Source organism: Alteromonas sp. 1_MG-2023, from assembly GCF_030547075.1.
Lineage (GTDB): Bacteria > Pseudomonadota > Gammaproteobacteria > Enterobacterales > Alteromonadaceae > Alteromonas.
Genome location: NZ_JAUOQH010000020.1, coordinates 1 through 22,375 on the forward strand (window position 1 = coordinate 1; position 22,375 = coordinate 22,375).

Sequence of the window (22,375 nt, forward strand, 5' to 3'; positions counted from 1 at the left end):
GGAGCGGTAGTTCAGTTGGTTAGAATACCGGCCTGTCACGCCGGGGGTCGCGGGTTCGAGTCCCGTCCGCTCCGCCATTTTCGGGAAAGCATTTAGACACCTACTTTTGACATATCTAGTCAGTCTCATCATCTTCTACTTTTCTATATTAATCTCTATCCTTTCCGATCAAGACATTAAACTATCATTTCCTAGTACAAAAATTTCTCCAGCTATTGTTCTTCTCTAAATTGACATATACCAATCTTCTGCAATGCTTAAAATTCATCTGAAGTTTTACTTTAACCTTCAAATTATCGACTAACTTCATAAGCGTAAGCACACTATGCTTGTACGCAATGCATAGAGACGTTCATACGCAAAGCATAGATTTTGATATAGCGCTTGAATGGGTAGTAATGGGTACCGATGGCCAATAGTGATCAAAAGCAATTTTTCCTAGCTGATAGCCTTAAAGCAATAGCAGTATCGATTTTCTCTGTTGTAACGGTTAGCACTTTACTTGGGTTGTTAATGTTCTCGGTTATTAAAGAGCATGAGGAGGCCCGTGCAGACGATATTCTAGCCAACGTGCGTATGGTGTTTAAAGATGCTGAATCTGCATTAGATTATTTGAATGCCCATCCTTATTACTCATGCAGTGAAGACAATTTAAACGAAATGAGGCGTACTTTGTTTCGTTCCCGCTTCGTAAAGGAAATCGGTTTTTTTGGCGATGGTAAATTACTGTGTAGCACCTATCTTGGTTTATTGAAGCACCCTATAGACGAAGCAACGCCTGACTTTATTACTGGGGTAGGCGATGCATTTTGGATAAATACACCCTTAGAGCTTTTTGATAATCAATCGAAAGGCACTATAGCCAAGCGCGGACGCTATAATGCAGTGCTTGATATGGAAGGGGTTATTGGTCTTAATTTTAATCAAGATTGGGCGCTTTTTTACAAAGGCGATAAGTTGTTTCAAATAGCAGGCAATGCTTCTCTTATGCCTCACGTGGCTCAATTAGATGATGGCAGCCTCACTACAAACTATTTATCTTTGAATTTAATTGAATGCGATAAGTACTACGCTTCCACATGTTTAAGTGTGGTTTCTGATAAAGGCCGTATTTTTAATATTCACAAAGGTAAGTTGGTACTGTTCATTTGTGTCATGTTAATGACTGCTGCACTTTCTCACATGCTAACGTTTAACTACCTTAGAAAGCGTCGCTCACTTGAATCTCGTATAAGTCGCGGGTTGAAGTCGGGTAAGTTCTATTGTTTGTACCAACCTTTTGTCATCCTTAAATCAGGCAATGTTGTTGGATGTGAGGTATTAAGTCGTTTTGAAGATGAATTTGGGCCAATTTATCCCGATGAATTCATCCCTCAAGTGAAAGAGCTAAATAAAACGTGGGAATTCACCTCTGTCATGATTGAGTCGGCAATGAAAAGTCTAAACGAAAACGAGGATATTCCCGAGGGATTTAAAGTGTCCTTTAATCTTTTTCCGTCTGATTTTATGCAAGATGAGTTACTCGACTTAGATTGGGCGCTCAAGATGAACACCAAAAATTTTAAGCTAGTACTAGAAATTACTGAAGATGAACAATTGGCCACAGGCAGTGCGGTTAAACATATAAAAGCGCTTAAAAGCAGAGGCTTTTGGATGGCAATTGACGATTTTGGGGTAGGCTATTCCAACTTAAGCCAACTCAAATCGTTAAAATGCGAATTTTTGAAAATTGATCGAAGCTTTGTAATGGATATGGAAGATCACAGTATTCGTTCCTCTTTAATTCCCCACATTGTCAGCATCGCTGATGAGCTCAAGGTCACCTTGATTGCTGAAGGGGTGGAGAATGCCGATCAATGCAGAGAACTCGTGGAAATGAATGTCGAGTATGGGCAAGGGTGGTTATTCGGCAAGCCTCAATCGGTTGAGAGCTTAGCGCAAACCATTAAGCTCTTATCGTAAAAGCCATTATTCGGTTGGCGTGCCCGTCGTATCCGCGATAACATGCATGTATTGTTAAAAGACGAAGAACGGCTGCATGCAGGACGTATTACATTGCCGCAAAATCTGTAAAACTTATCAAGAAGGCGAGAACAGCACGCCTGTATTGAACAACATTTCCCTTTCTATTAATGCTGGTGAGCACGTTGCTATTTTAGGTAGCTCGGGCTCTGGCAAAAGTACTTTGCTCCATTTACTTGGCGGGTTAGATACCCCTACTAGCGGCGAAGTATGGTTTAAAGGCGAGTCGCTTTTAGGTTTAAATGCTAAACAACTCGCTGCTTTACGCAATAAGGAAATGGGTTTTATCTATCAATTTCATCACTTGTTAGGTGAATTCAGCGCGCTTGAAAATGTAGCCATGCCCCTTCGCATTGGCGGCGAAAGTGCTTCAGCAGCCAACGCTAAAGCCAAAGCCTTGTTGGATGACGTTGGGCTGTCGCATCGTGCCGAACATTTGCCAAGTGCATTGTCTGGCGGTGAACGCCAACGTGTCGCCATTGCACGGGCATTAGTAACAGCGCCTTCAGTAGTATTGGCCGATGAGCCAACAGGAAATTTAGATGCCACTACGGGTGAGCAAATTTATCAGTTGCTCAAGCGGCTAAGCGAACAAAAGCACACTGCCTTTGTGGTAGTGACTCATGATATTACCCTTGCTAACCGCATGGATAGAGTACTTCGAATAAAAGATGGTGAACTGCTCGATGACCAATCTGGGGTACAAACTGAGGCACTAACCGGGGCCCAAGGCTAATGGCGCTAGCATGGCAATTGGCAAATCGGTTTCGCCGAGCAAAAGTGCAAAACCGTTTCATTTCTTTTATATCAATGTCGTCTACCGTGGGCATAGGTCTAGGCTGCTTTGTACTTATCTTATTGTTAAGTGTCATGAATGGCTTCGAACGAGAGTTAACCCAGCGTATTTTAACCGTTATTCCTCACGGCGAGCTGTACAGCACAGATAACTCAGGTATAGAGAATGTAGATGCACAGCTTTATCGCCTGAACCAAGACCCCAGAATAGCCAAAGTTGAACCCTACACTGAGTTAACGGGCATGTTGCAATTTAAAGGTGAGCTAAAAGCAATTGCACTCACAGGTATAGCAGCCCAAACTCAAAATACATTTGATAAGCAAGTGAATGACGATCATTGGCAAAACTTCCTATCAAATAGCGATAGTGTGCTGATAGGCAAAGGCATTGCTAATAAGCTGAATATCGAAGTAGGCGACACCGTACAAGCACTCATTCCGGTCACCACCAAAGATTTACGTTTTAGTGCGCCTACCGCAATTACATTAACCGTTGCAGGGTTCATGAGTGTAGGCGGCGAGCTTGATAACCAGCTCGGGTTAATGCATTTGGCTAAAGCTTCGGCTGCTGCAGGCATAGAAAGCAAAGCATTGGGTCTTCGTTTCACATTGCACGACCCTTTTTCAGCGTATTCTACTATGCGAGATATTGGCTATAGCTACCCACAAGCGGTGTATATGTCTGATTGGACCCGTACTCAAGGGCATTTATATAACGATATTCAGCTAGTAAGAACGGTGGTTTATATTGCTTTGGTGCTGGTGATTGCCGTGGCATGTTTTAATATCGTCTCGTCTTTAGTGATGGCCGTAAGGGAAAAGCAACCAGCCATCGCCATTTTAAAAACAATGGGCGCTACAGACACACTTATTCGTCGCACTTTTATGTTTCAAGGTGCGTTGAATGGCTTGATAGGCATAGTCGTCGGGGTCTCCTTGGCTATTGTAGTGGCCCCGAACCTTTCAACCATCGTTAAGTTCTTGGAAAATGTTTTCGGTGTTGAAGTATTATCAGGTGATATTTATTTTATCGATTTCTTACCTTCAGAATTGTTGTGGCAAGATGTAGGTGTAACCTGCGTGGTAGCTATCATAATGTCGGTATTAGCCACCTGGTATCCTGCTCACAAAGCCACTAAAGTTTCACCGTCACAATCTCTTCATTAATTAGCTCACAACAAGTGCGAAATGATGAAGCAGGGCAATGATGAAGCAGGGCAATTATGAAACTTGGCGGGGCGTAGTTGAGGAAATTGCATTACTGCAAGGGTACGAGGCTTAGCCCAGATAACGAGCACTTTAATAAGGCACTTACCCAAACATTAGCTATAAGATGTTAGCGATGAGAGATAAGCGATAAGAAACAGGGTATGAAAATTCTGGTACAGAAAATTAGATCGGAGGCACTAGATATCAAAAAAGGGTTAGCACTTCAAATGGCTAACCCTTTTTTGTGTTAAAAAGAAAAGGTGAAGTTAAGCGTTCTTATCAAACTCGCTAAAATTAACATCTTCTTCTTTCTCACCTGCATGTTCATCGTAATAGACATCCTCATTAAGTGAGTTTTCACTTTTGGCGACGACACATGACACCATACAATCACCGGTAATGTTCACCGCAGTTCGGGTCATATCAAGTAAACGGTCGACACCTATAATTAGCGCAATCCCTTCAACAGGTAAGTTGACTTGCTGTAGTACCATGGCAAGCATGATCAAGCCTACACCCGGCACACCGGCTGTGCCGATAGATGCCAGCGTTGCCGTTAGCACCACCATCATATAATCGCCTAGACTCAAATCAACGCCATAAACCTGCGCAATAAATACCGTTGCCACACCCTGCATAATAGCGGTGCCATCCATATTAATAGTGGCGCCGAGCGGCAAGGTGAAAGACGCGACAGAGTTCTTTATACCTAGTTTATTTCGTGCGGTTTCCATGGTGACTGGAAGGGTAGCGCTGCTGCTAGAAGTACTAAATGCAAACAAGGCTGCATCGCGCATTTTTTTCAGCAGCACGACTGGGCTCAAACCGCTCAATAGTTTAAGCAATATTGAGTAGGTCACTAATCCATGAATGATAAGCACACCAAATACTAAGAAGAAGTATTTTGCCAAGCTAAAGATAGTATCGCCACCAATGGTAGAGAACAGCTTAGCCATCAGTACAAACACGCCGTAAGGTGCAAGGTTCATGATGATAGTAACAAGGCGCATGATCACCGTGTTGATATCTTCAAAAAATGCACTAACCCGTTTACCGGCTTCGCCAGTCATCGCCATCGAAATACCGAATAACACGGCAAATACGATGATTTGAAGCATATTGCCTTGCGCCATTGAATTAATGGGGTTGCTAGGGAACATGTTAACAATTACATCTGAAAGACTAGGTGCAGTCTTCGCTTCGAAAGAAGCTTCTGTGGTTAAATTTAACCCTTCCCCTGGCGAAATAAGTAAAGCCATACTCATTGCCAGTGTGATGGCTATTGCTGTCGTGAGAACATAAAGGCCAACCGATTTTGCCCCTAAGCGGCCTAACTTACTAGGGTCAGAAAGTGTACTGGTGCCGCAAATAAGCGAAACGAATACTAAAGGCACCACTAACATTTTTAAACTAGCGATAAAAATCTGCCCAAGGGTAGAAAATATACCATCTACAAAAATGCTATACGTAGAGAATTGGAAACCAAATATCGAAAAAGTAAAATCTCCGCTATCATCGAATAATAATTGAAGAAGCACACCTATCACGATACCGGCAATCATGCCGATAAAGATTCTGGTGGTTAAACTAAACTTATGTGCAGACTGAGACATTAAAATTTCCTGTACATTTTTATATTTTTATTTAGTGTGACAGATTCTATTGATTTTAAAACATAAAAAACGACCCATTTGTCATTTATTAGAGGTTCAGGAACGAATTATGCGACAAATTACGCAAGTCTTATTTAAGACACTCTGGCTATTTAGTGCACTTTTTATACTAACAGCATGTGGAGGAGGCGATTCAGTCTCCAGGGATGATACTAGTGGCACGGATGATGGTGATGATACTAGCACTACTATTAACGTTGTATTAACTGTTCAAAATGCTAGTGGCGAAACTGATCGCAACTTAACTTCGGATAACATCCTTACTGTTTTGGCTACGGTTACCAACTCTGATGGTGAAACTCAAGCCGACCAACTTGTTACTTTTTCTTTAAGTAATTCAGAACTTGCTGTATTTGGTAACGATACCGCTACAGCACGCACTGACGACAGCGGCGTGGCAAGGATTACCATTAATGCCAGCACCGCATCCGGTGATGGCGAAATTACGGGTACCTTAAGTAGTGGTGAAACCGGCTCCACGACCTTTTCGGCGGTAGGCAGTGCAACTGTAGACCCTGCAACAACGGTATCGTTGGAATTGCAAAATGCCGCAGGTGAAGCAGATAGTGATTTATCTACGGAAAATAGCCTAACTGCCGTAGCTACCGTATTGAACAGTGAAGGTGAGCCACAAGAAGACTTAATCGTTACCTTCACACTAAGCAATGACGAATTAGCTGTTTTTGGAAATGATACGGGTACTGCCCGTACAAACGAGAACGGTATGGCAAGTATCAGCGTTGCTGTTGGTACGGTATCGGGCGATGGGGAATTAATAGCTACCCTTTCAACCCTTGAAAGCGACACGGTTACCTTCAGTTCTACTGGAAGCGTTACTGTTAGCGAAGACCCTGCATCACTGCAATTATACGCAAGTGCGGTTCAGTTGGCCTCAAGTGGTTCAGATGACATTGAGCTAATCGCATTAATTAAAAACGAGCAAAGCGTGCTGATGGAAGGTGTTGAAGTTAACTTTTCTGCCAGCAATGAAGCCGGTGTTGAATTGCAACTAACGCAATCTACCACCACCGCCGATGGTACTGCCAGAGCTTTAGTTTCTACTCAGAACGATGCCTCAAACCGCACGGTAACCCTTACGGCTCAAACTGGTTCGCTAGTTGAAACTGTTGATATTCTAATTACGGGCACGGAAGTAACAATTAATGGCTCAAATTCAGTAATTTTGAATGACACAGCAGAATATACGCTGCGTGTTCAAGACTCTGATGGGGTAGCGATACCTAACCGAACTATTGAGTTAGAAGCTAACAATGGTTCGCTTAGCGAAACCTCAGTTAATACTGGCGCAGATGGACAAGCTACCATTACCTACACAGCGACTACTTCGGGTGAAGACATCATTACTGCTTCATCGCTTAATGCCACAGTAGAGTTTGAATTAGATGTTCAACAAGACGAATTTAGTTTTGTGGTAGTGCCTGCTGAAGAAGTTTCATTAAATGAAGAAGCCACAATAAGTGTTCAATGGTTACAAGATGGTAACCCAGCAGTTGGCTACGATGTGACATTTAGCACTTCACGAGGCGAGATTGTGGGTGCGGCGTCAGTCACTACTGGCGCTGATGGTATTGCTTCAGTTTCAATAGAGTCTGACAATGCGGGTTTTGCTTCTATTACTGCAACAGGTACTGAACCAGGGGATGAATTATCTGTAAATGCGGTTACGCAAGTTGAATTTATTGCTGTTGAACCATTTACCTTGATAGCAGATGCTACACCTGACCTTATCGGGCCTGATGGCCAAACAAGCACTATTACTGCAGTGGTAAGAGACCCTTCAGGTAACTTAGTTAAAAATACCGTGGTTAACTTTAACGTTGATGACGTATCTACAGGCTCTATTTCACCGTCACAATCTACTACTGACAGCAGTGGTATCGCCTCTACGGTATTTACTTCAGGCGCACCTTCAAGTGAAGATGCGGTTATTGTTCGTGCTTCTGTAGCAAGCGATGAAACCATTACTGATGAAGTGTATATGACAGTAGGTGACAGAGCTTTTGATATTTCAATTGGAACAGGCAATGAAATTGAAGAGCCTGATTCAACCACTTACCTAAAACGTTTTGCTGTGTTTGTTTCTGATTCAGCTGGCCAACCTGTTAGTGGCGTTGAGTTAACAGCCTCTGGTACACCAGTTAAGTACAGCGATGGTGGTACATACTATAAAGGCTACTCGGAGTGGGATGAAGACGAATCCATCCATGTTCTCTATGTTACTGCTACATGCCAAAATGAAGACATTGACGGAGATGGAATTCTCTATTTAGGAGAGGATGATAACGATAATGGCGATCTTGATCCGGGAGAAGACGACAATGGTGACGGGTTATTGGATTTAGGTGAAGACAATAATAATGACGGATTTTTAACTCCCGGTATTGTAGGTACTTTAACTTTTGCTGATACAAGCGTAACCGATGAAAATGGTCAGGCAGAATTAGAATATCGTTATCCAGCAAGTTATGGTGGCTGGTATAATATTGTGATTACTATTTTCGGTCAGTCTACCGGTAGTGAAGCAAGTCAAAATCACTATTACAGCTTAGGGATTTCTTCTGACGACTTAACAAATGAAGGAGCAGGTCTTCCTGCGAACCCATTCGGGTCTGAAGCGGATTGTAGTACTATCAATTAGCCTTAAGTTAATTAATACAAAAAAGCCGGCGTAAGCCGGCTTTTTTATAGTTAAAACAATAACTAATCTTGCTGGAATGGATATACAGATCCAAGCTTTAATAGCTGGGTAAGTTCATCCAAGGCAGTACGTGATTCAATAAGTAAATGCGGGTCGCGTAAATCGTCTTCGGTGAGTGCATCACGGTAGTGTTTATCTACCCACTTGTTAAGGCGTGCAAACTGGAAGTCGTTAATTAAGGTTGATGGGTTAACTGCATCAAGTTCTTGATCGTTCATGGCTACCCGTAAGCGCAAGCAAGCGGGGCCGCCACCATTACGCATACTTTGCTTAACATCAAAATAGTTCACCGATTTTATCGGCGTGCCCAAGGTAACTAGCTTGTCTAAATAACGCTTAACTGCATCGTTTTCTTCACAATTTGTAGGGGCAATAATTGTCATGTCACCGTTGGGTAAGGTGATAATTTGCGTATTGAAAAGATAGGTTTTAATGGCATCTTGTACCGATACTTCATCAGTAGGTACTTCAATAAGATGCAGCGGTGAATCACCAAACTTAGTTTGTAATTCTTTTAGCCCAGCGTCTTTTTTATAAAAAGCTTGGTCGTGATAGAACAACACGTTTTGGTTGCCCACGGCTATCACGTCGTTATGGAAAACCCCTTGGTCGATAACATCAGGGTTTTGTTGCATGTACACCACACCTTCTTCACTTAATCCATGCAAGCGTGCTACCGCTTGGCATGCTTCTAGTGTTTGGCGGGCAGGAAATTTGGTTGGTGCAGGCTTACTGGGGTCGAAAGCGTGACGACCGTAAACAAATAACTCAACACCCGCATGGCTGTAATCTGAACACAAGCGGGTGTGGTTGGCTGCGCCTTCGTCACCAAAATGTTCGTTATCTGGCAAGTGTAAGTGGTGAGCAAAGTGTTTTTCATTTGCGAAGGTGGCTTTTAAAATATTACCGGTTACTTGCGGCTCTAACGAACGATGAAACTTGTTTGTTAAGTTTGCAGGTGTAAAATGCACGCGGCCATCGGCCGTATCAGCGCTTGGAGAGACTGTGGCGGCGTTTGCTGTCCACATGCTTGATGCAGAGCAACATGCTAGGAATATCTCTCTAGATTGCTTTGCAGCGCTTTCTAGCACTCTGGCATCTGAACCAGAAAAGCCGAGTCGACGTAATGCTGCTATGTCTGGGCGTTCTTGAGGCGCAAGTACGCCTTGCATCATGCCCATGTCAGACAAGGCTTTCATTTTTAGTAAGCCTTGTTTTGCGGCTTGTTTGGGGCTACTTACTGCATTGGCATTGTTTAGGGAAGCAACATTGCCAAACGACAATCCGGCATAGTTATGGGTTGGGCCAACGAGCCCATCAAAGTTAACTTCAAATTGCTTCATACTTTCCCTCTATTTGGTGTTTGAGCGTTTGACCGCTACCCTATAAATGCATAAGCCAAAGTTTCGGCGGTATTTACTGAGCAGCAAATCGAAACAAATGTAGTGCAGTGTCAAAATAAATTGCGCAGCGCCAAGGTAAATTGCGCAGTGCGAAAATAAAAATAGCGCAGCGCACTGCTGAATTTTTGTTCGCTGTGAATTAATAAGCATAATAAATGCCTGTTAATTACTAGGCGCAAAGGCATAATGGCTGGCATTATACGGTTTTTATACGCCTTGCCAATCGAGGTGGTTGAAAAGTGAACAGGAATTGGGCGGGATTGAAGCAATCGCAAGAATAACTATTAAGAAGATCTTGTTTTCCATTCACTTTGTCGATATATGTTAAAAAAGCACGGGCACCCTAATAGCACAGTCTACGGGCCCTTTATCTTTGAGAATGACTAAAATAGTCCTTTAGAATCAATAGGTTTAATTCAATTATATGGCAAAATCTCTAGTCATAGTCGAGTCGCCAGCCAAAGCGAAAACGATAAATAAATATCTTGGTAAAGATTTTATCGTAAAAAGTTCTGTCGGCCATGTTCGCGATCTGCCTACGAAGGCATTGGGCAAAGTTGAGCCCAAAAAGCCAGCGAAAGAACTCAAAACTTATAGCGAAGAAGACAAACAAGAATATCTTCGCAGACATGAATATTTAAAACTTGTAGACCGCATGGGTGTCGATCCAGAACAAAACTGGAAAGCCCACTATCAGGTCTTGCAGGGTAAAGAAAAAGTGGTTAATGAGCTTAAGCGCTTAGCCAAAGACGCCGACACCATCTATCTCGCAACGGATTTGGATAGAGAAGGGGAAGCTATTGCGTGGCACTTGCAAGAGTTGCTGGGCAGTAAAGGCAAAACCTATCAGCGCGTGGTGTTTAACGAAATTACCAAAAACGCCATTCAAGAAGCCTTCTCAGACCCAGGCGAAGTTAACGTTGCTCGTGTAAATGCACAGCAAGCCCGACGTTTCCTCGACCGCGTTGTTGGCTTTATGGTGTCGCCATTGCTATGGAAAAAGATAGCACGTGGCTTATCTGCGGGCCGTGTTCAATCGGTTGCTGTACGCCTAGTGGTAGATCGTGAGCGCGAAATTAAAGCGTTTGTTCCAGAAGAGTTTTGGGATATTCACGCCGACTTAACCAGCGAGCAAAAAGCGGCGCTGCGTATGTTGGTAGCCAAACATGAAGGCAAAGCGTTTAAACCGGTTAATAAAGCGCAAGCAGACAAAGCACTAGAAGATTTGAATGGCGCTAAGTACTTAGTTGAAAGCCGTGAATCTAAGCCTACGTCTAGCCGACCTTCAGCACCGTTTATTACTTCAACGCTGCAGCAAGCTGCGAGTACGCGTTTAGGTTTTGGTGTAAAGAAAACCATGATGATGGCACAGCGCTTGTATGAAGCGGGTTACATCACTTATATGCGTACTGATTCAACGAACTTGAGCCAAGAAGCGCTAGATAATTGCCGCGCGTATATCGAAGACAACTTTGGTAATAAATACCTACCAGAGTCGCCTAACCGTTATGGTAGCAAAGAGGGAGCGCAAGAGGCGCACGAAGCTATTCGCCCTTCAAGTGTTAAGGTAAATGCTGCACATTTAGGTGATATGGAACGGGATGCTCAGCGTTTATATGAGCTTATTTGGCGCCAGTTTGTTGCGTGTCAAATGACACCGGCTAAATATGATGCTACCACCATTAGAGTAGGTGCAAACAATTACGAATTAACGGCGAAAGGCCGTGTGTTGAAGTTTGATGGCTGGACACGAGTTCAACCACAGCTTCGCAAAAAAGGTGATGAAGAGTTGATGTTGCCTGATGTTCAAAAAGGCGATGTATTACACTTAAATGCGCTTGATCCTAAGCAGCACTTCACCAAACCAGTGGCACGTTTTAACGAAGCGTCTTTGGTAAAAGAGCTAGAAAAACGAGGCATTGGCCGACCTTCTACTTACGCAAGTATCATTTCGACCATTCAAGATCGTGGTTACGTTCGCCTTGAAAATAAGCGGTTTTATGCTGAAAAAATGGGTGAAATCGTTAACGACCGTTTGATGGAAAATTTCGACGACCTAATGAGTTTCGACTTTACCGCCAACATGGAGCAACAGCTTGATGATATAGCGGAAGGTAACAAAGATTGGAAAGACGTACTTAATCTGTTCTACAGCGAATTTTACGGCAAGTTACTGAATGCCGAGAAAGCCCCTGAAGAGGGCGGAATGCGTCTTAATCAAGCTATTCCGTCGGGTATTACATGTGACAAGTGCGGACGTGAAATGAACGTGCGTACGGCGTCTACTGGCGTATTCCTTGGGTGTTCTGGCTACAACTTACCGCCAAAAGAACGCTGCACTAACACCATGAACCTGACGCCAGGTGATGAAGTGGTGAAGGTAGATGACGAAGAAGAATTAGAAACCGAGGCGTTACGTGCTAAGAAGCGTTGTCCAATATGCAGTACTGCGATGGACAGCTACTTAGTGGACGAAACCCGTAAGCTGCATGTGTGTGGTAATACACCGACCTGTGAAGGTACCTTAGTCGAAACCGGTACGTTCAAGATTAAAGGTTACGACGGCCCCATTATCGAATGTGATAAGTGTGGTAGTGACATGGAACTGAAAAACGGTCGCTTTGGTAAATATTTCGGCTGTACTAACGAAGAATGTAAAAACACGCGTAAGTTATTACGTAACGGAGAGGCTGCGCCACCTAAAGAAGATCCGGTAGATTTACCAGAGCTTCCTTGTGAAAAGTCCGATGCGCATTTTGTATTACGAGACGGCGCTTCAGGTATTTTCATGGCCGCACATAACTTCCCTAAATCTCGGGAAACTCGTGCACCGAAAGTGGAAGAGCTGGCGCGCTTTAGAGATAGAATATCTGAAAAATTCTATTACCTAGCCGATGCACCGCAAAAGGATCCGGAAGGTAACCTTGCCATTGTTCGCTACAGTCGTAAGACCAAGCAGCAATATGTGATGTCAGAAAATGAAGCGGGTAAAGCCACAGGTTGGTCGGCATGGTATAACGACGGTAAGTGGGAAACACAAGCCGCCAGTAAACCTGCAGCTAAAACCAAAGCGAAAGCCAAAAAGAAATAAAGTAACAAAGAGATTTAGTGTATGGCCTCGTTACAGGATCAATTATTAAAAGCCGGCATAGCAGACAAAGGCTCTGCTAAGCAGGCGCGTGCTGAAAAGCGCAAAAAAAATAAGCAAAAGACAAAGAACAACCAAGGTGTGGTGGACGAAGCGACGATTGCTGCACAGAAAGCCGCTGAAGAAAAGAAAGCCCGTTCACGTGAGCTGAACCAGTTGCAACAACAAGAGCGTGAAAAGCGCTCTATTGCCGCGCAAGTGCGCCAGCTCATTGATGTGAATAAACAATCACGCAAAGGCGATACCGTACTTAATTTCACTCACGATAATGTCGTGAAGCGCATGTATGTTAGCGCCGAAATGCATAGGCAGGTTACTAAAGGCCGTTTAACCGTGGTGATTTTAGGTGATGCGTATGAGCTTGTGCCTACACCTGTAGCCGATAAAATTGCGCAGCGTGACGATAGCTTTATTATTTACCGTGCCGACTTAGACACCAGCGACAGCGATGGTAAAGAGGAAGCGCAAGATGATTGGTATGCCGATTATGACATTCCGGATGATTTAACGTGGTAATTAGCCACTGACTACATTGTAAGTTGGCGAGCTGTTATATAAAAGCGCGAAAACCTTTTAAAGGCTTCGCGCTTTTTTGTGCGCCGAGTTTGCTGCTAGCGTATTTATAGCAATCCGCATAGATAATCGCCCACTCAGAAGGCGCTGGCAAGTTTCCTAGCAAAGCGTGGGAATGCAGCAATGGCTGTTCCCTTTCAAACTCCCAGAATGAAGCTAGGAAGCTTGCCAGACCTTCCCGAAGGACGAGTTTAAAATGTCCGTACTCTTTGTTGTGTTACCTTGATGTAGAACCACTATACCTGTGGTGACACGCCGCGATTACGAACATTTTAAGTCTCGCTGAGAGGGTAATTATCTATGCGGACTGGTATTACCTGCTTTTACAGTCGTCTTGTATTTCAGGCATTTGTATTTCGAGCTTTTGTATTGGGGCTTATTTGTCACGTTTGTATAAACGGTTTGCGTGAGTGGTATTTTATTGATGCCAAAATAAGATTAAACAGATATGAATTCATCATTTAACGCATTAGCTGATAAGCGGTACAGTAGCAGCCTGAAATATTCATTTACTAATTCTTCTTGAGGTCACTATGCAGCTTTCGCGTTTGGGAGAAATCACGTTATTGGTGGTTTCGATGTTGACGATTATGGTCGGGGCAGTATTGGCTCCAGGGTTAAACTCTATTGCTCCTGCTCTAGGGGTTAGCGAGTTCGCGGCATTGCTTATTACTTTACCTGCATTGGGTGCCATCTTATTTGCCTCATTTTTTGGAAAGCTAATAGATAGTATTGGAGCTCGTAAAACCTTAGTTTTAGGTTTGTGGGGCTACCTGCTATTGGGTATAGGTGGTATTTGGGTTCATGGGCCTTTATGGGTAAGTATCGATCGCATATTACTTGGTGGCTTTGCTGCCGGAGTTATGGCGTCGGGCACGGCTATTATTTCGCATTGGTATCATGGCAAGGCTAGGTTGTCTGTTATTGCTAAGCAAGGCATGGCGATTGAGTTAGGTGGCGTAATAATACTGTTTTTGGGTGGCCTGCTAAGTGAAATAGATTGGAGAGCGCCATTCTTACTTTACGGGTTGGCTCTGGTTTGCTTAGTACTAACAGCTATTAGTGTTCCAAAATATGTTCCTGAGATTGAGCCAGTACTGAAAAATGAAAACACGCAAAATAGCGACAGTTTACGTGCTGTACTCATTAATGCCGTATTAGCCATGTCGCTGTTCTTCAGCATGTTCATAACGCTGCCAAGCCATCTTGGCGACTTAAGTTACAGCGAAGCGCAAACAGGCTATTTACTTTCTTTTATTTCACTAATGGCCGTATTATCTGCGTTAATTATGCCAAAAATAGTGCACATGAAATCTGAAAAAGTGACCTTGTTTTTAGCCTTTTTAAGTTTTGCGGCCGCTCACGGTATCTTTGCTATCGCTGAAACCACAAGCTTACTCGTTATTGCTGCAATATTCGCAGGTACGGGCTTTGGGTTTTCTATACCGTTACTCAACCATGCCACAGTCGAGCGTAGTTCCGATACCAATATGGGACGCAATCTTGCGTGGTTTGCGATGGCAGTATTCTCTGGCCAGTTTTTAACGTCAGCGCTTGAGTTCTTGCCAGTAGCAGATAGCGGCGTTTTCACTGTGTGCGGGGTAATAGCTTTAGCGTGCTCGGTTTACATAATTAAAGCGAAAGAGTAGCTCAGGTATTTAAGAATAAGTAGGCAGTGCTAGCACTGCCTACTTATTAACAACCAGCTAATTCAAAATCTACTTATTAAATTCTATTCGCTCAAAAGCCACTCACTTAAAAGCTACTCAGTATAAAAAAACACGCTAAGCCAATTTACTTAAAACTCAGCATTTATACTGCTATAAATATTATGTGTTAGGCACACTTATCTAAATATTCACTAAGCGCAGTTAAGTATTTTTCTTTTTCAGTCGTTGTCAGCCAGCTAGCCTTAAAGCTGTTCGCCACCAAGGTGCTCAGTTCATCTTCACTAAATCCACCTTCGTGTTGTAACGCAATTAGGTTTTCATTCAAGTAGGCTCGAAAGTAGGAAGGGTCGTCTGAGTTAATAGTGGGCAATAACCCCCGTTCAAGCATCTCTTTAATTTCAGTTGAGGTAAGTGATTGCACCACAAATTGATTTGATACTGGGCATACGGTTAGCCCAATATTTTTTTGCTTCACTAATTCACATAACTCGTCCGATGCTAGAATATTTACGCCATGATCGATTCTGTCTACATCAATATCTTCTAGTACTTGGCGAATGTGCTCTAAGGTATTTTGCTGATTCACATCGCAGTGCATGGTCAGTTTCAAACCCCATTCACGGGCTTTAGCAAATACGGAAGCAAACTTAGACGGTGGATTTTTGTGTTCATCTGAGTCTAACCCTACGCCAATAAGTTTACTTAAATGAGGTTCAGCCATTAGTAAATGTTCCATGGCTGAATCGGCGGACATATCACGAAGGAAACACAGTATAAGGTTACTCTGTACACCAAGATTGGTGTTGGCATCTTGTTGAGCGCGGTATATTCCCTCAATCACAGTATTGAAAGCGACCCCACGGGTTGTGTGGGCCTGAGGATCGAAAAAAAGTTCCACATACACAATATTTTGAGCGGCGGCTTTTTCAAAGTAGGCCATGGTAAGCGCATAAAAGTCGTCTTCTTCAATTAATACACTCATGCCCGCGTAGTAAATGTCTAAAAAAGAGGGCAGGTCATGAAAGTTATAAGCAGCAATCATTTGTTCTGGGGTTTCAGCACTCAGGCTTACGCCATTTTTCTGTGCTAAGGCAAAGCTTAGCTCTGGCTCTAATGTGCCTTCAATATGAACATGTAGTTCGGCTTTTGGCATTTTTTGTATGAATTCTTGCATGTGGCCTCGGTATTATAATTGTTTAGCGGATACGGATGTCCACTTTTAGTGGGTAAGACCAATCGCTAACGCTAGATATGAAAATTAATAAACCATGAGAGTTAAATTCAATTTAACGCAAAGCGATGCAATTTATACGCCTTAGTTTGTATGGGGGCAGCTAATGAAAAAATATTGAATTAAATTCTAAAGTAGTATGAACGTATTTTTGTAAGGTATTGATATTAATGAAAATGAAGGGTTTTGGTGTTTTGGGTGAGATAAGCTGAAAGCGTCTATTTTCGCCAAGAAAATTTTCTAACCGTGCATCACCCTAGTGCAGACATGTAAGGTTACACTTTAGTCTAAATTTTATTCGTTTAAAAAATGAAATACCAGTAGAATAAAGAAACAGGCAGCTAGTTTCAGTTTTTTATTCAGTAAATATCACCACTATAATGATAGGGTTTCATATTTCATTATTGAATGTAGCAGCTGTTACATAACAAAATTTTATTGCTTGCAAACCAAACAAAGAAAAAGGAATTACAATGAAATTATTCGGTATTTTAGGGTTACTTCTATGCACAGTAACCCTAAATGTATTTGCTTCGACAGATAGTAACTTCGAAAAATTCATGAGTTCGAACAACAGTTCAGATTTGGAAATTCAATATAACGATCTAGATCAATTTTTAGAGTTGAGTGTATTGGTGTTAGGGCCTTCTAATCGAGAAAAAGCGCCGCGTGTTAGTGCGAAAACTGGGACTCGACTTAAAGGTCGCACGAATCGTTTAACCGGCTTAGAAGGCAACCGATTCTATTTCGACAACTTCGATAATGATGAATATGTAGAAATTTTACGTGGTTTAAAGGAAAGCTTAGAAGCTTTGCCTTCAGAAGTGGCTTTGTCTGAGTTTAACTCAAAAGAGCAATTGGCTTACTGGCTGAATCTGTATAACTTTACCTTTTTACATGAATTAGCTGTTAATCACCCTGATTATAAACTAAACAAAATAATGAAGGATGAACAAGACGCTGATTTTCTAAATAAGAAAGTGTTAGTTGTGTCTGATACGAGTCTGAGCCTAAATGATATTAAGTACAATATTGTTTTACCAAAGTATAAAAGCGACCCACTGACGGCATATGGCTTTATATCAGGCGTAATTGGTGCGCCGAGTATACAAAGCGAAGCTTTTACGGGAAAAACGGTATTTAAGCAGTTGAAAGAAATCGCGTTTGATTTTGTGAATTCGAATCGAGGTACTTATTACGGCGGCAGAATTTCGGTGTTCTATAAGAATCATTTAGCATTTTTCGATAACGATCCTTCCGTAGTTAAAGACCATGTTTTGGATTATTTACAAGACGAAGTTTATTCTGAAATTGCAAATATGCCAGCAGACCAATTAGATATGGGGATTAGCGATTGGAATGATGCTTCCCTTGGTGAAAAACGCGCATATGGTGCGGGTATCTCATATAATAACGCAGCCTTTTTAGATTCTGCTTCAGTGAGTCAGCGTAGTGGTAACGAAGGCAGTGGCGGTAGTATGTCGGTACAAAATTTTGTAGCCGAAGGGTTAGTAAGTAAATCCCGTTTAAACATCAGATTCAGTGCTGAAGAGTTAGAACTTTTACAAGCCATGGGCAAGCGTCATGAAGTCCGTAATGGTGTAATAGAGCTTAAAGAGTTATCGGAAGAAGAAGTGAAGGCGCTAGAAGACGAAAAACGTCTTAAAAAAGAGCCGTTAAATTAGCCTAGTACTACATAGCAGTCATTCTTAACATAGAAGCCAACCCTATTGATGGGTTGGCTTTCTTTTTTATTCATTTGTTTATATCTACAGCCCTTATAAATTAAGTGCAGACAGGCTAGGGAAATCAAATGGGCGACTTTCACCTTCCCATATAAGTTTGCGTTCTTCGCTACTGATCGGGTGTTCGTTAATGCTGGCAATTCGTCGCTGCATTAATCCCTCACTATCAAATTCCCAGTTTTCATTTCCATAAGCGCGAAACCATTGCCCTGAATCATCGTGATATTCATAAGCAAAGCGCACTGCAATACGGTTTTCATTATATGCCCATAGTTCTTTAACCAGCCTATAGTTAAGTTCACGATTCCATTTACGTGTTAAAAAGGCTTCTATTTGTGTAGTTCCTGTAATAAATTCAGCACGATTTCGCCACTGGCAGTCGGGCGTATAGGCAGCGGCAACACGCTCAGGTTTACGGCTATTCCATCCATCTTCAGCTAAACGAATTTTTTCAATTGCAGTTTCTTTTGTAAAAGGAGGTAGTGGCGGTCTCATTAATTTATCCTGGGTATGTAAAAACGCATTGGCGAAAGATGTTCACCTGAAGTCATAGTATTGGATTAAGAAATTTATAACAGGCCAAAACTTGTTTTTCTACGCTTACGAATTATCATTTGTAACGAACCTAGCAGCTTATGGCGTAAGACGCTCATTGCTAAGTAAACTTTAAAAATAATTTAGTAATGGTACTTCTACTCTATGCTCAAGTTTAAACTTAGTGAGGCCATTAATTTTTCTAGTAATGTCGATTATTGTGATTTTACTGAACATTTTTGCTCAGTTTTATACTCACAAGCTAATAACGAGAAAATGGCAGTTTACGCTAATAGCAGGGTAATACGCCCCTCGGTAGGCAAAAGGTAGGCAAGTGGTAGGCAAGCGGCAAGCAACAGACAGCTTCAATAACACGAAACCCACTAACATTTTTTAGTGTTATCTGTATCCAGGTTTGGTAAAACTAGCGCATTAATCAGAAAATAATTAACACTATGATTTCTTGGAAAGTATTAACATTTAGCCAACTCAATACCCATCAGTTATTTGAACTAATGAAACTTCGCGTAGATGTGTTTGTGGTAGAGCAAACATGCCCATACCCTGAACTTGATGAAAAAGACAGGCATAGCGATACGCGACATTTATTAGGTTTTAACGGCGACATGTTGGTCGCTTATGCCCGTTTGATACCTGCGGGAGTGAGTTATCCTGGCGTCAGTGTTGGCAGAGTGGCTACTCATGCAGATTTCAGAGGCCATGGTGCAGGGAAAAGTTTGTTAGCTGAGGCTATCAAACAGTGTGAAAACTTGTGGCCGAAAGATGATATTGAAATTGGTGCGCAAGAATACTTGTTAGCCTTCTATCGAAAATTTGGATTTGTACAAACATCTCAAATGTATTTAGAAGATGATATTCCTCATGTTGATATGAAGCGTAAGGCAATAGTTTGATTTAAGAGCTTGATTCAAGTACTGCTGAAAGAATAAGGGCTGGTCAACACCAGCCCAAAAAATAGCGGTAACCGTTATTGCTTAGGAAGCATTTCAACCAATTCGTTTAAATCTTTCACGTTGTAATCTGGCGCAATAGCCAGTGGATACAATACCTTTCCTGGGCGTGCAATAAAGGCTGCCTGCCAACCAGCTTGTTTAGCGCCTGCAATATCCCAACCATGTGCTGCCACTAGCATGGCTTCTTCAGGTTTAACCCCCATCTTTTCTGCCGCCCATGCATAAGTACGCAGATCAGGTTTGTATAGATTGATGTCTTCTACGCTTAACCGATGTTCAAAAAATTCAAGTAAATCAGCGTTTTTGAACTGGGTATAAACACCTTGGTTAGAAGAGTTGGTCAAGCTTACCAATGTATAACCTTTATCTTTCAAAGCTTGTAAGCCACGGCGCACATCTGCGTGTGGTGGCAAGCTACGAAGTGGGGTAACAATGGCGGTTTTCGCTTGTTCTTGGGTAAGCGGAATACCTTCTATTTCAGCCACCATCAGTAACGAAGCAACACCAATTTCACCGAAAGTGTGAAAACGCTGGGTGGTAGAGTCTACCAATGAGTGATGAAGCATAGTTGAAAACCACAAAGGTAGTAACTCATTGCGGCCTCCTAGCGCTTCGCCTACGGAGCTTCGCATGGCTGTAAGGTCGAGCAAGGTTTCATTTACATCAAAGAAAATAACTTTAGGAGGTACAGGCTTAGCATTTTCCATCGTGGTGTCTGTAGGCTGTTGAGCAAAGCTTGAAAATAACGGCAGTATAAGTAGTGCCGCAGTAATAAATCGTTTCATAAGGTGTCCTCTTTTAATGAGTAAGCTAAGTGAGCGAATGAATAATAAGCGTGAGTTTTACGGTTGGTCTAAAAATAGAGACCTAAAAATAGACACTCACATTTTGAATGATTGCTCAAAACGATAAAGTACTTTGGCATAGGGTTCAATATCTTTTTGAGTGTTTGTTCAAAATTGCTATGATATAAACTGATTAAGTAGAGATTAGACGAACGAAAGGCTTTTGTGATGGCTAAAGCACAATTTGATAAAGACAACATACTGGACAAAACCATCATGTTGTTTTGGCAACAAGGCTACCATGGCACGTCTATGCAAGACGTCACAACCACCACAGGATTAAAGCCTGGTAGTTTATATAATAGCTTTGGTAATAAAGAGCAGTTGTTTATTGCGAGCCTAAACCGTTACTCACAGCGTAGCGCTGACAAAATGAAGCGTGCAATGGTGCATGGTGCAGGCGAGGGCATTATTATGCTGTTGACCGATATGGTGGCCGCAAAAGGACAGAAAGACTACGCAAGCTGCTTTATTATTAAAACCCAATTGGAACTCGCGAGCACCGAACCTAAATTGGCACAGCTTGCTGCTAGCTACTTAAGCCGTACCAAAGCCCAATACAAACTAGCGATTGCTAGCGAATATGGTGAAGCACTTAGTGAGGTGTATGCCACCTCGGTCATGATGGCTATATTTGGTATTCGTGTTTACGGCTATCAGCAGGCTAAGGAAGCTGATATGCTTGAAAGCTTAAGGCTGTCTTTACACTGGTTGCCATGGAAAAAACACTAAATTAGCGATGCCAAGGCGATATTGGTTTGCTTAGTCAATTCACCATTTATCTTCCAGTGGTCAGGGCTCCAGCCCGCTAAAAACCGGTTGAAATCGGCGCAAGCAATGGGGTATAGCCCTCGCCATTCCTGTTCTATTTCATGATATTGAGATTCATATTGTGTGCCTATTAGCTGGGTGCGAAGGCAATCAAAATAATAATGTAAACAGCAAGCAGTGTTGGCTTGTTGATCGCTTTCACTTAACGCGCTGCCAATAAAATAAGCAACGTCTTTCATGCCTACCCCCAAGCCCGTGTATTGAAAATCAACACCACCGCATTGACTAAAGTCAGGGGTAAAACAAAAGTTCGCTACTTTAGCATCGCCATGTAATAAGGTTTGGAAACGTGCAGATGAAAGCTTGTTAGCTAATGTATTAGCAGCACGTTTTAATGGGCCAGCTTCCATGGTGTGCCATTCGTCTTGGCGAGTCGCTAAATGCCAATATGTACCTTCTGACCAAACGTGGGTGTCTGATATTCCCATGAAGCTAGCATGGAATGCTGCAAGCCAGCGCAATACTGACTCGGCTTGTTTTACAGACAGTGAAATTGCCCGTTGTGTGTACCCCTCAGCGTCCAAGTCGCTCATGACTAAGATGTGTGCATTGCTATAGTTATCGCTGTCGAGTGCTGAAACTGTTTCAGGGCTAATTTTAGTGTTTATGCTAGCGCTTTCGTCAAAATTTAAACTGGCGCTTTGGCTGCTAGCGGATGCTAGGCAGGTAGGCGTTAAGCAATCAACGTTAGTGCTAGGTTGCAGCTGAGTATAAAAATAATGCTCTACTTCAAAAGAGCGGCATTTTCTTAGGTGACTGGTATTACTCTGCCATCCTTTAGGGTGACTAATTTCTGGGGAAGGTTGAACGCATTTAGCCACCACAGGAATAGCTGTGCTATGAGTTTTATCTAACAATGTTGCGCGAAAGCATGCGCCATAACCACTCCATAAAGACTGAATGAGGGCAGGGTTGTGCACTTCTTTGTTTGTTGTGTTTGCCAACCATTCAATCAAGTTAGGCTTAATGTCATCCATAGAATTGAAACCCTTTGTTCATTGAC

16 protein-coding genes and 1 tRNA gene are annotated in these 22,375 nt (G+C 42.4%); 11 read left to right on the top strand and 6 right to left on the bottom strand.

Annotated elements, in window-relative coordinates:
• The 4 genes from Q4561_RS17125 to lolE all read left to right on the top strand — a co-directional run bounded on the left by Q4561_RS17125 (window position 1) and on the right by lolE (window position 3,984).
• Window positions 1-77 (top strand) — tRNA-Asp (locus Q4561_RS17125).
• A gap of 331 nt (window positions 78-408) precedes the next feature.
• Entirely contained in the window at window positions 409-1,962 is a 1,554-nt protein-coding gene (locus Q4561_RS17130; protein ID WP_303462331.1) for an EAL domain-containing protein, read from the top strand.
• A gap of 76 nt (window positions 1,963-2,038) precedes the next feature.
• On the top strand, window positions 2,039-2,758 hold the full coding sequence (lolD, locus tag Q4561_RS17135) for a lipoprotein-releasing ABC transporter ATP-binding protein LolD (protein WP_303462332.1): 720 nt from the start codon (window positions 2,039-2,041) through the stop codon (window positions 2,756-2,758).
• Window positions 2,758-3,984, top strand: coding sequence for a lipoprotein-releasing ABC transporter permease subunit LolE (gene lolE / locus Q4561_RS17140; protein ID WP_303462334.1), 1,227 nt, complete (start codon window positions 2,758-2,760; stop codon window positions 3,982-3,984). The genes lolD and lolE overlap by 1 nt, the downstream gene beginning before the upstream one ends.
• 308 nt (window positions 3,985-4,292) lie before the next feature.
• On the opposite strand, the gene Q4561_RS17145 is transcribed toward lolE, so the two are convergent.
• Window positions 4,293-5,639, bottom strand: a complete 1,347-nt coding sequence (locus Q4561_RS17145) for a dicarboxylate/amino acid:cation symporter (RefSeq protein WP_303462335.1) — start codon at window positions 5,637-5,639, stop codon at window positions 4,293-4,295.
• A gap of 109 nt (window positions 5,640-5,748) precedes the next feature.
• Between Q4561_RS17145 and Q4561_RS17150 the strand changes: the two genes are divergently transcribed.
• Window positions 5,749-8,358 (top strand): Ig-like domain-containing protein, encoded by a 2,610-nt coding sequence (locus Q4561_RS17150; protein ID WP_303462337.1) that lies wholly within the window; start codon window positions 5,749-5,751, stop codon window positions 8,356-8,358.
• Between the two features lie 62 nt (window positions 8,359-8,420).
• Here the strand turns inward: Q4561_RS17150 and astB are convergent, their stop codons facing one another.
• Complete coding sequence (gene astB / locus Q4561_RS17155) at window positions 8,421-9,761, bottom strand: N-succinylarginine dihydrolase (RefSeq protein WP_303462339.1); 1,341 nt, start codon at window positions 9,759-9,761, stop codon at window positions 8,421-8,423.
• Between the two features lie 484 nt (window positions 9,762-10,245).
• Here astB and topA point away from each other — a divergent pair, with 484 nt between their 5' ends.
• The 3 genes from topA (at window position 10,246) to Q4561_RS17170 (ending at window position 15,191) form a co-directional block, all read left to right on the top strand.
• A complete protein-coding gene (gene topA / locus Q4561_RS17160; protein WP_303462341.1) occupies window positions 10,246-12,912 on the top strand; it encodes a type I DNA topoisomerase in 2,667 nt (888 codons plus the stop codon).
• A gap of 21 nt (window positions 12,913-12,933) precedes the next feature.
• The gene (locus Q4561_RS17165; RefSeq protein WP_303462343.1) at window positions 12,934-13,485 is read left to right on the top strand and encodes a DUF2058 domain-containing protein; all 552 of its coding nucleotides are present in this window, start codon (window positions 12,934-12,936) and stop codon (window positions 13,483-13,485) included.
• Between the two features lie 590 nt (window positions 13,486-14,075).
• Entirely contained in the window at window positions 14,076-15,191 is a 1,116-nt protein-coding gene (locus Q4561_RS17170; RefSeq protein ID WP_368411536.1) for an MFS transporter, read from the top strand.
• 187 nt (window positions 15,192-15,378) lie between these two features.
• Here Q4561_RS17170 and add read toward each other — a convergent pair whose 3' ends face one another.
• The gene (gene add, locus Q4561_RS17175; protein WP_303462346.1) at window positions 15,379-16,386 is read right to left on the bottom strand and encodes an adenosine deaminase; all 1,008 of its coding nucleotides are present in this window, start codon (window positions 16,384-16,386) and stop codon (window positions 15,379-15,381) included.
• Between the two features lie 530 nt (window positions 16,387-16,916).
• On the opposite strand from add, the gene Q4561_RS17180 reads away from it, so the two are divergent.
• Window positions 16,917-18,128 carry a DUF547 domain-containing protein gene (locus Q4561_RS17180; RefSeq protein ID WP_303462348.1) on the top strand — a complete coding sequence of 404 codons (1,212 nt, stop codon included), beginning with the start codon at window positions 16,917-16,919 and terminating at the stop codon, window positions 18,126-18,128.
• Between the two features lie 93 nt (window positions 18,129-18,221).
• Here Q4561_RS17180 and Q4561_RS17185 read toward each other — a convergent pair whose 3' ends face one another.
• On the bottom strand, window positions 18,222-18,683 hold the full coding sequence (locus Q4561_RS17185; RefSeq protein WP_303462349.1) for a nuclear transport factor 2 family protein: 462 nt from the start codon (window positions 18,681-18,683) through the stop codon (window positions 18,222-18,224).
• Between the two features lie 494 nt (window positions 18,684-19,177).
• Between Q4561_RS17185 and Q4561_RS17190 the strand changes: the two genes are divergently transcribed.
• A complete protein-coding gene (locus tag Q4561_RS17190) occupies window positions 19,178-19,636 on the top strand; it encodes a GNAT family N-acetyltransferase (RefSeq protein WP_303462350.1) in 459 nt (152 codons plus the stop codon).
• 74 nt (window positions 19,637-19,710) lie between these two features.
• Here Q4561_RS17190 and Q4561_RS17195 read toward each other — a convergent pair whose 3' ends face one another.
• A complete protein-coding gene (locus Q4561_RS17195; RefSeq protein ID WP_303462447.1) occupies window positions 19,711-20,403 on the bottom strand; it encodes a haloacid dehalogenase type II in 693 nt (230 codons plus the stop codon).
• Between the two features lie 306 nt (window positions 20,404-20,709).
• Here Q4561_RS17195 and Q4561_RS17200 point away from each other — a divergent pair, with 306 nt between their 5' ends.
• Window positions 20,710-21,273: a TetR/AcrR family transcriptional regulator gene (locus Q4561_RS17200; protein WP_303462352.1), complete on the top strand. Its 564-nt coding sequence runs from the start codon at window positions 20,710-20,712 to the stop codon at window positions 21,271-21,273.
• Here the strand turns inward: Q4561_RS17200 and Q4561_RS17205 are convergent.
• The gene (locus Q4561_RS17205; protein ID WP_303462354.1) at window positions 21,270-22,349 is read right to left on the bottom strand and encodes a phosphotransferase; all 1,080 of its coding nucleotides are present in this window, start codon (window positions 22,347-22,349) and stop codon (window positions 21,270-21,272) included. The two genes, Q4561_RS17200 and Q4561_RS17205, sit on opposite strands and share 4 nt — an antisense overlap.
• Window positions 22,350-22,375 lie beyond the last annotated feature (26 nt).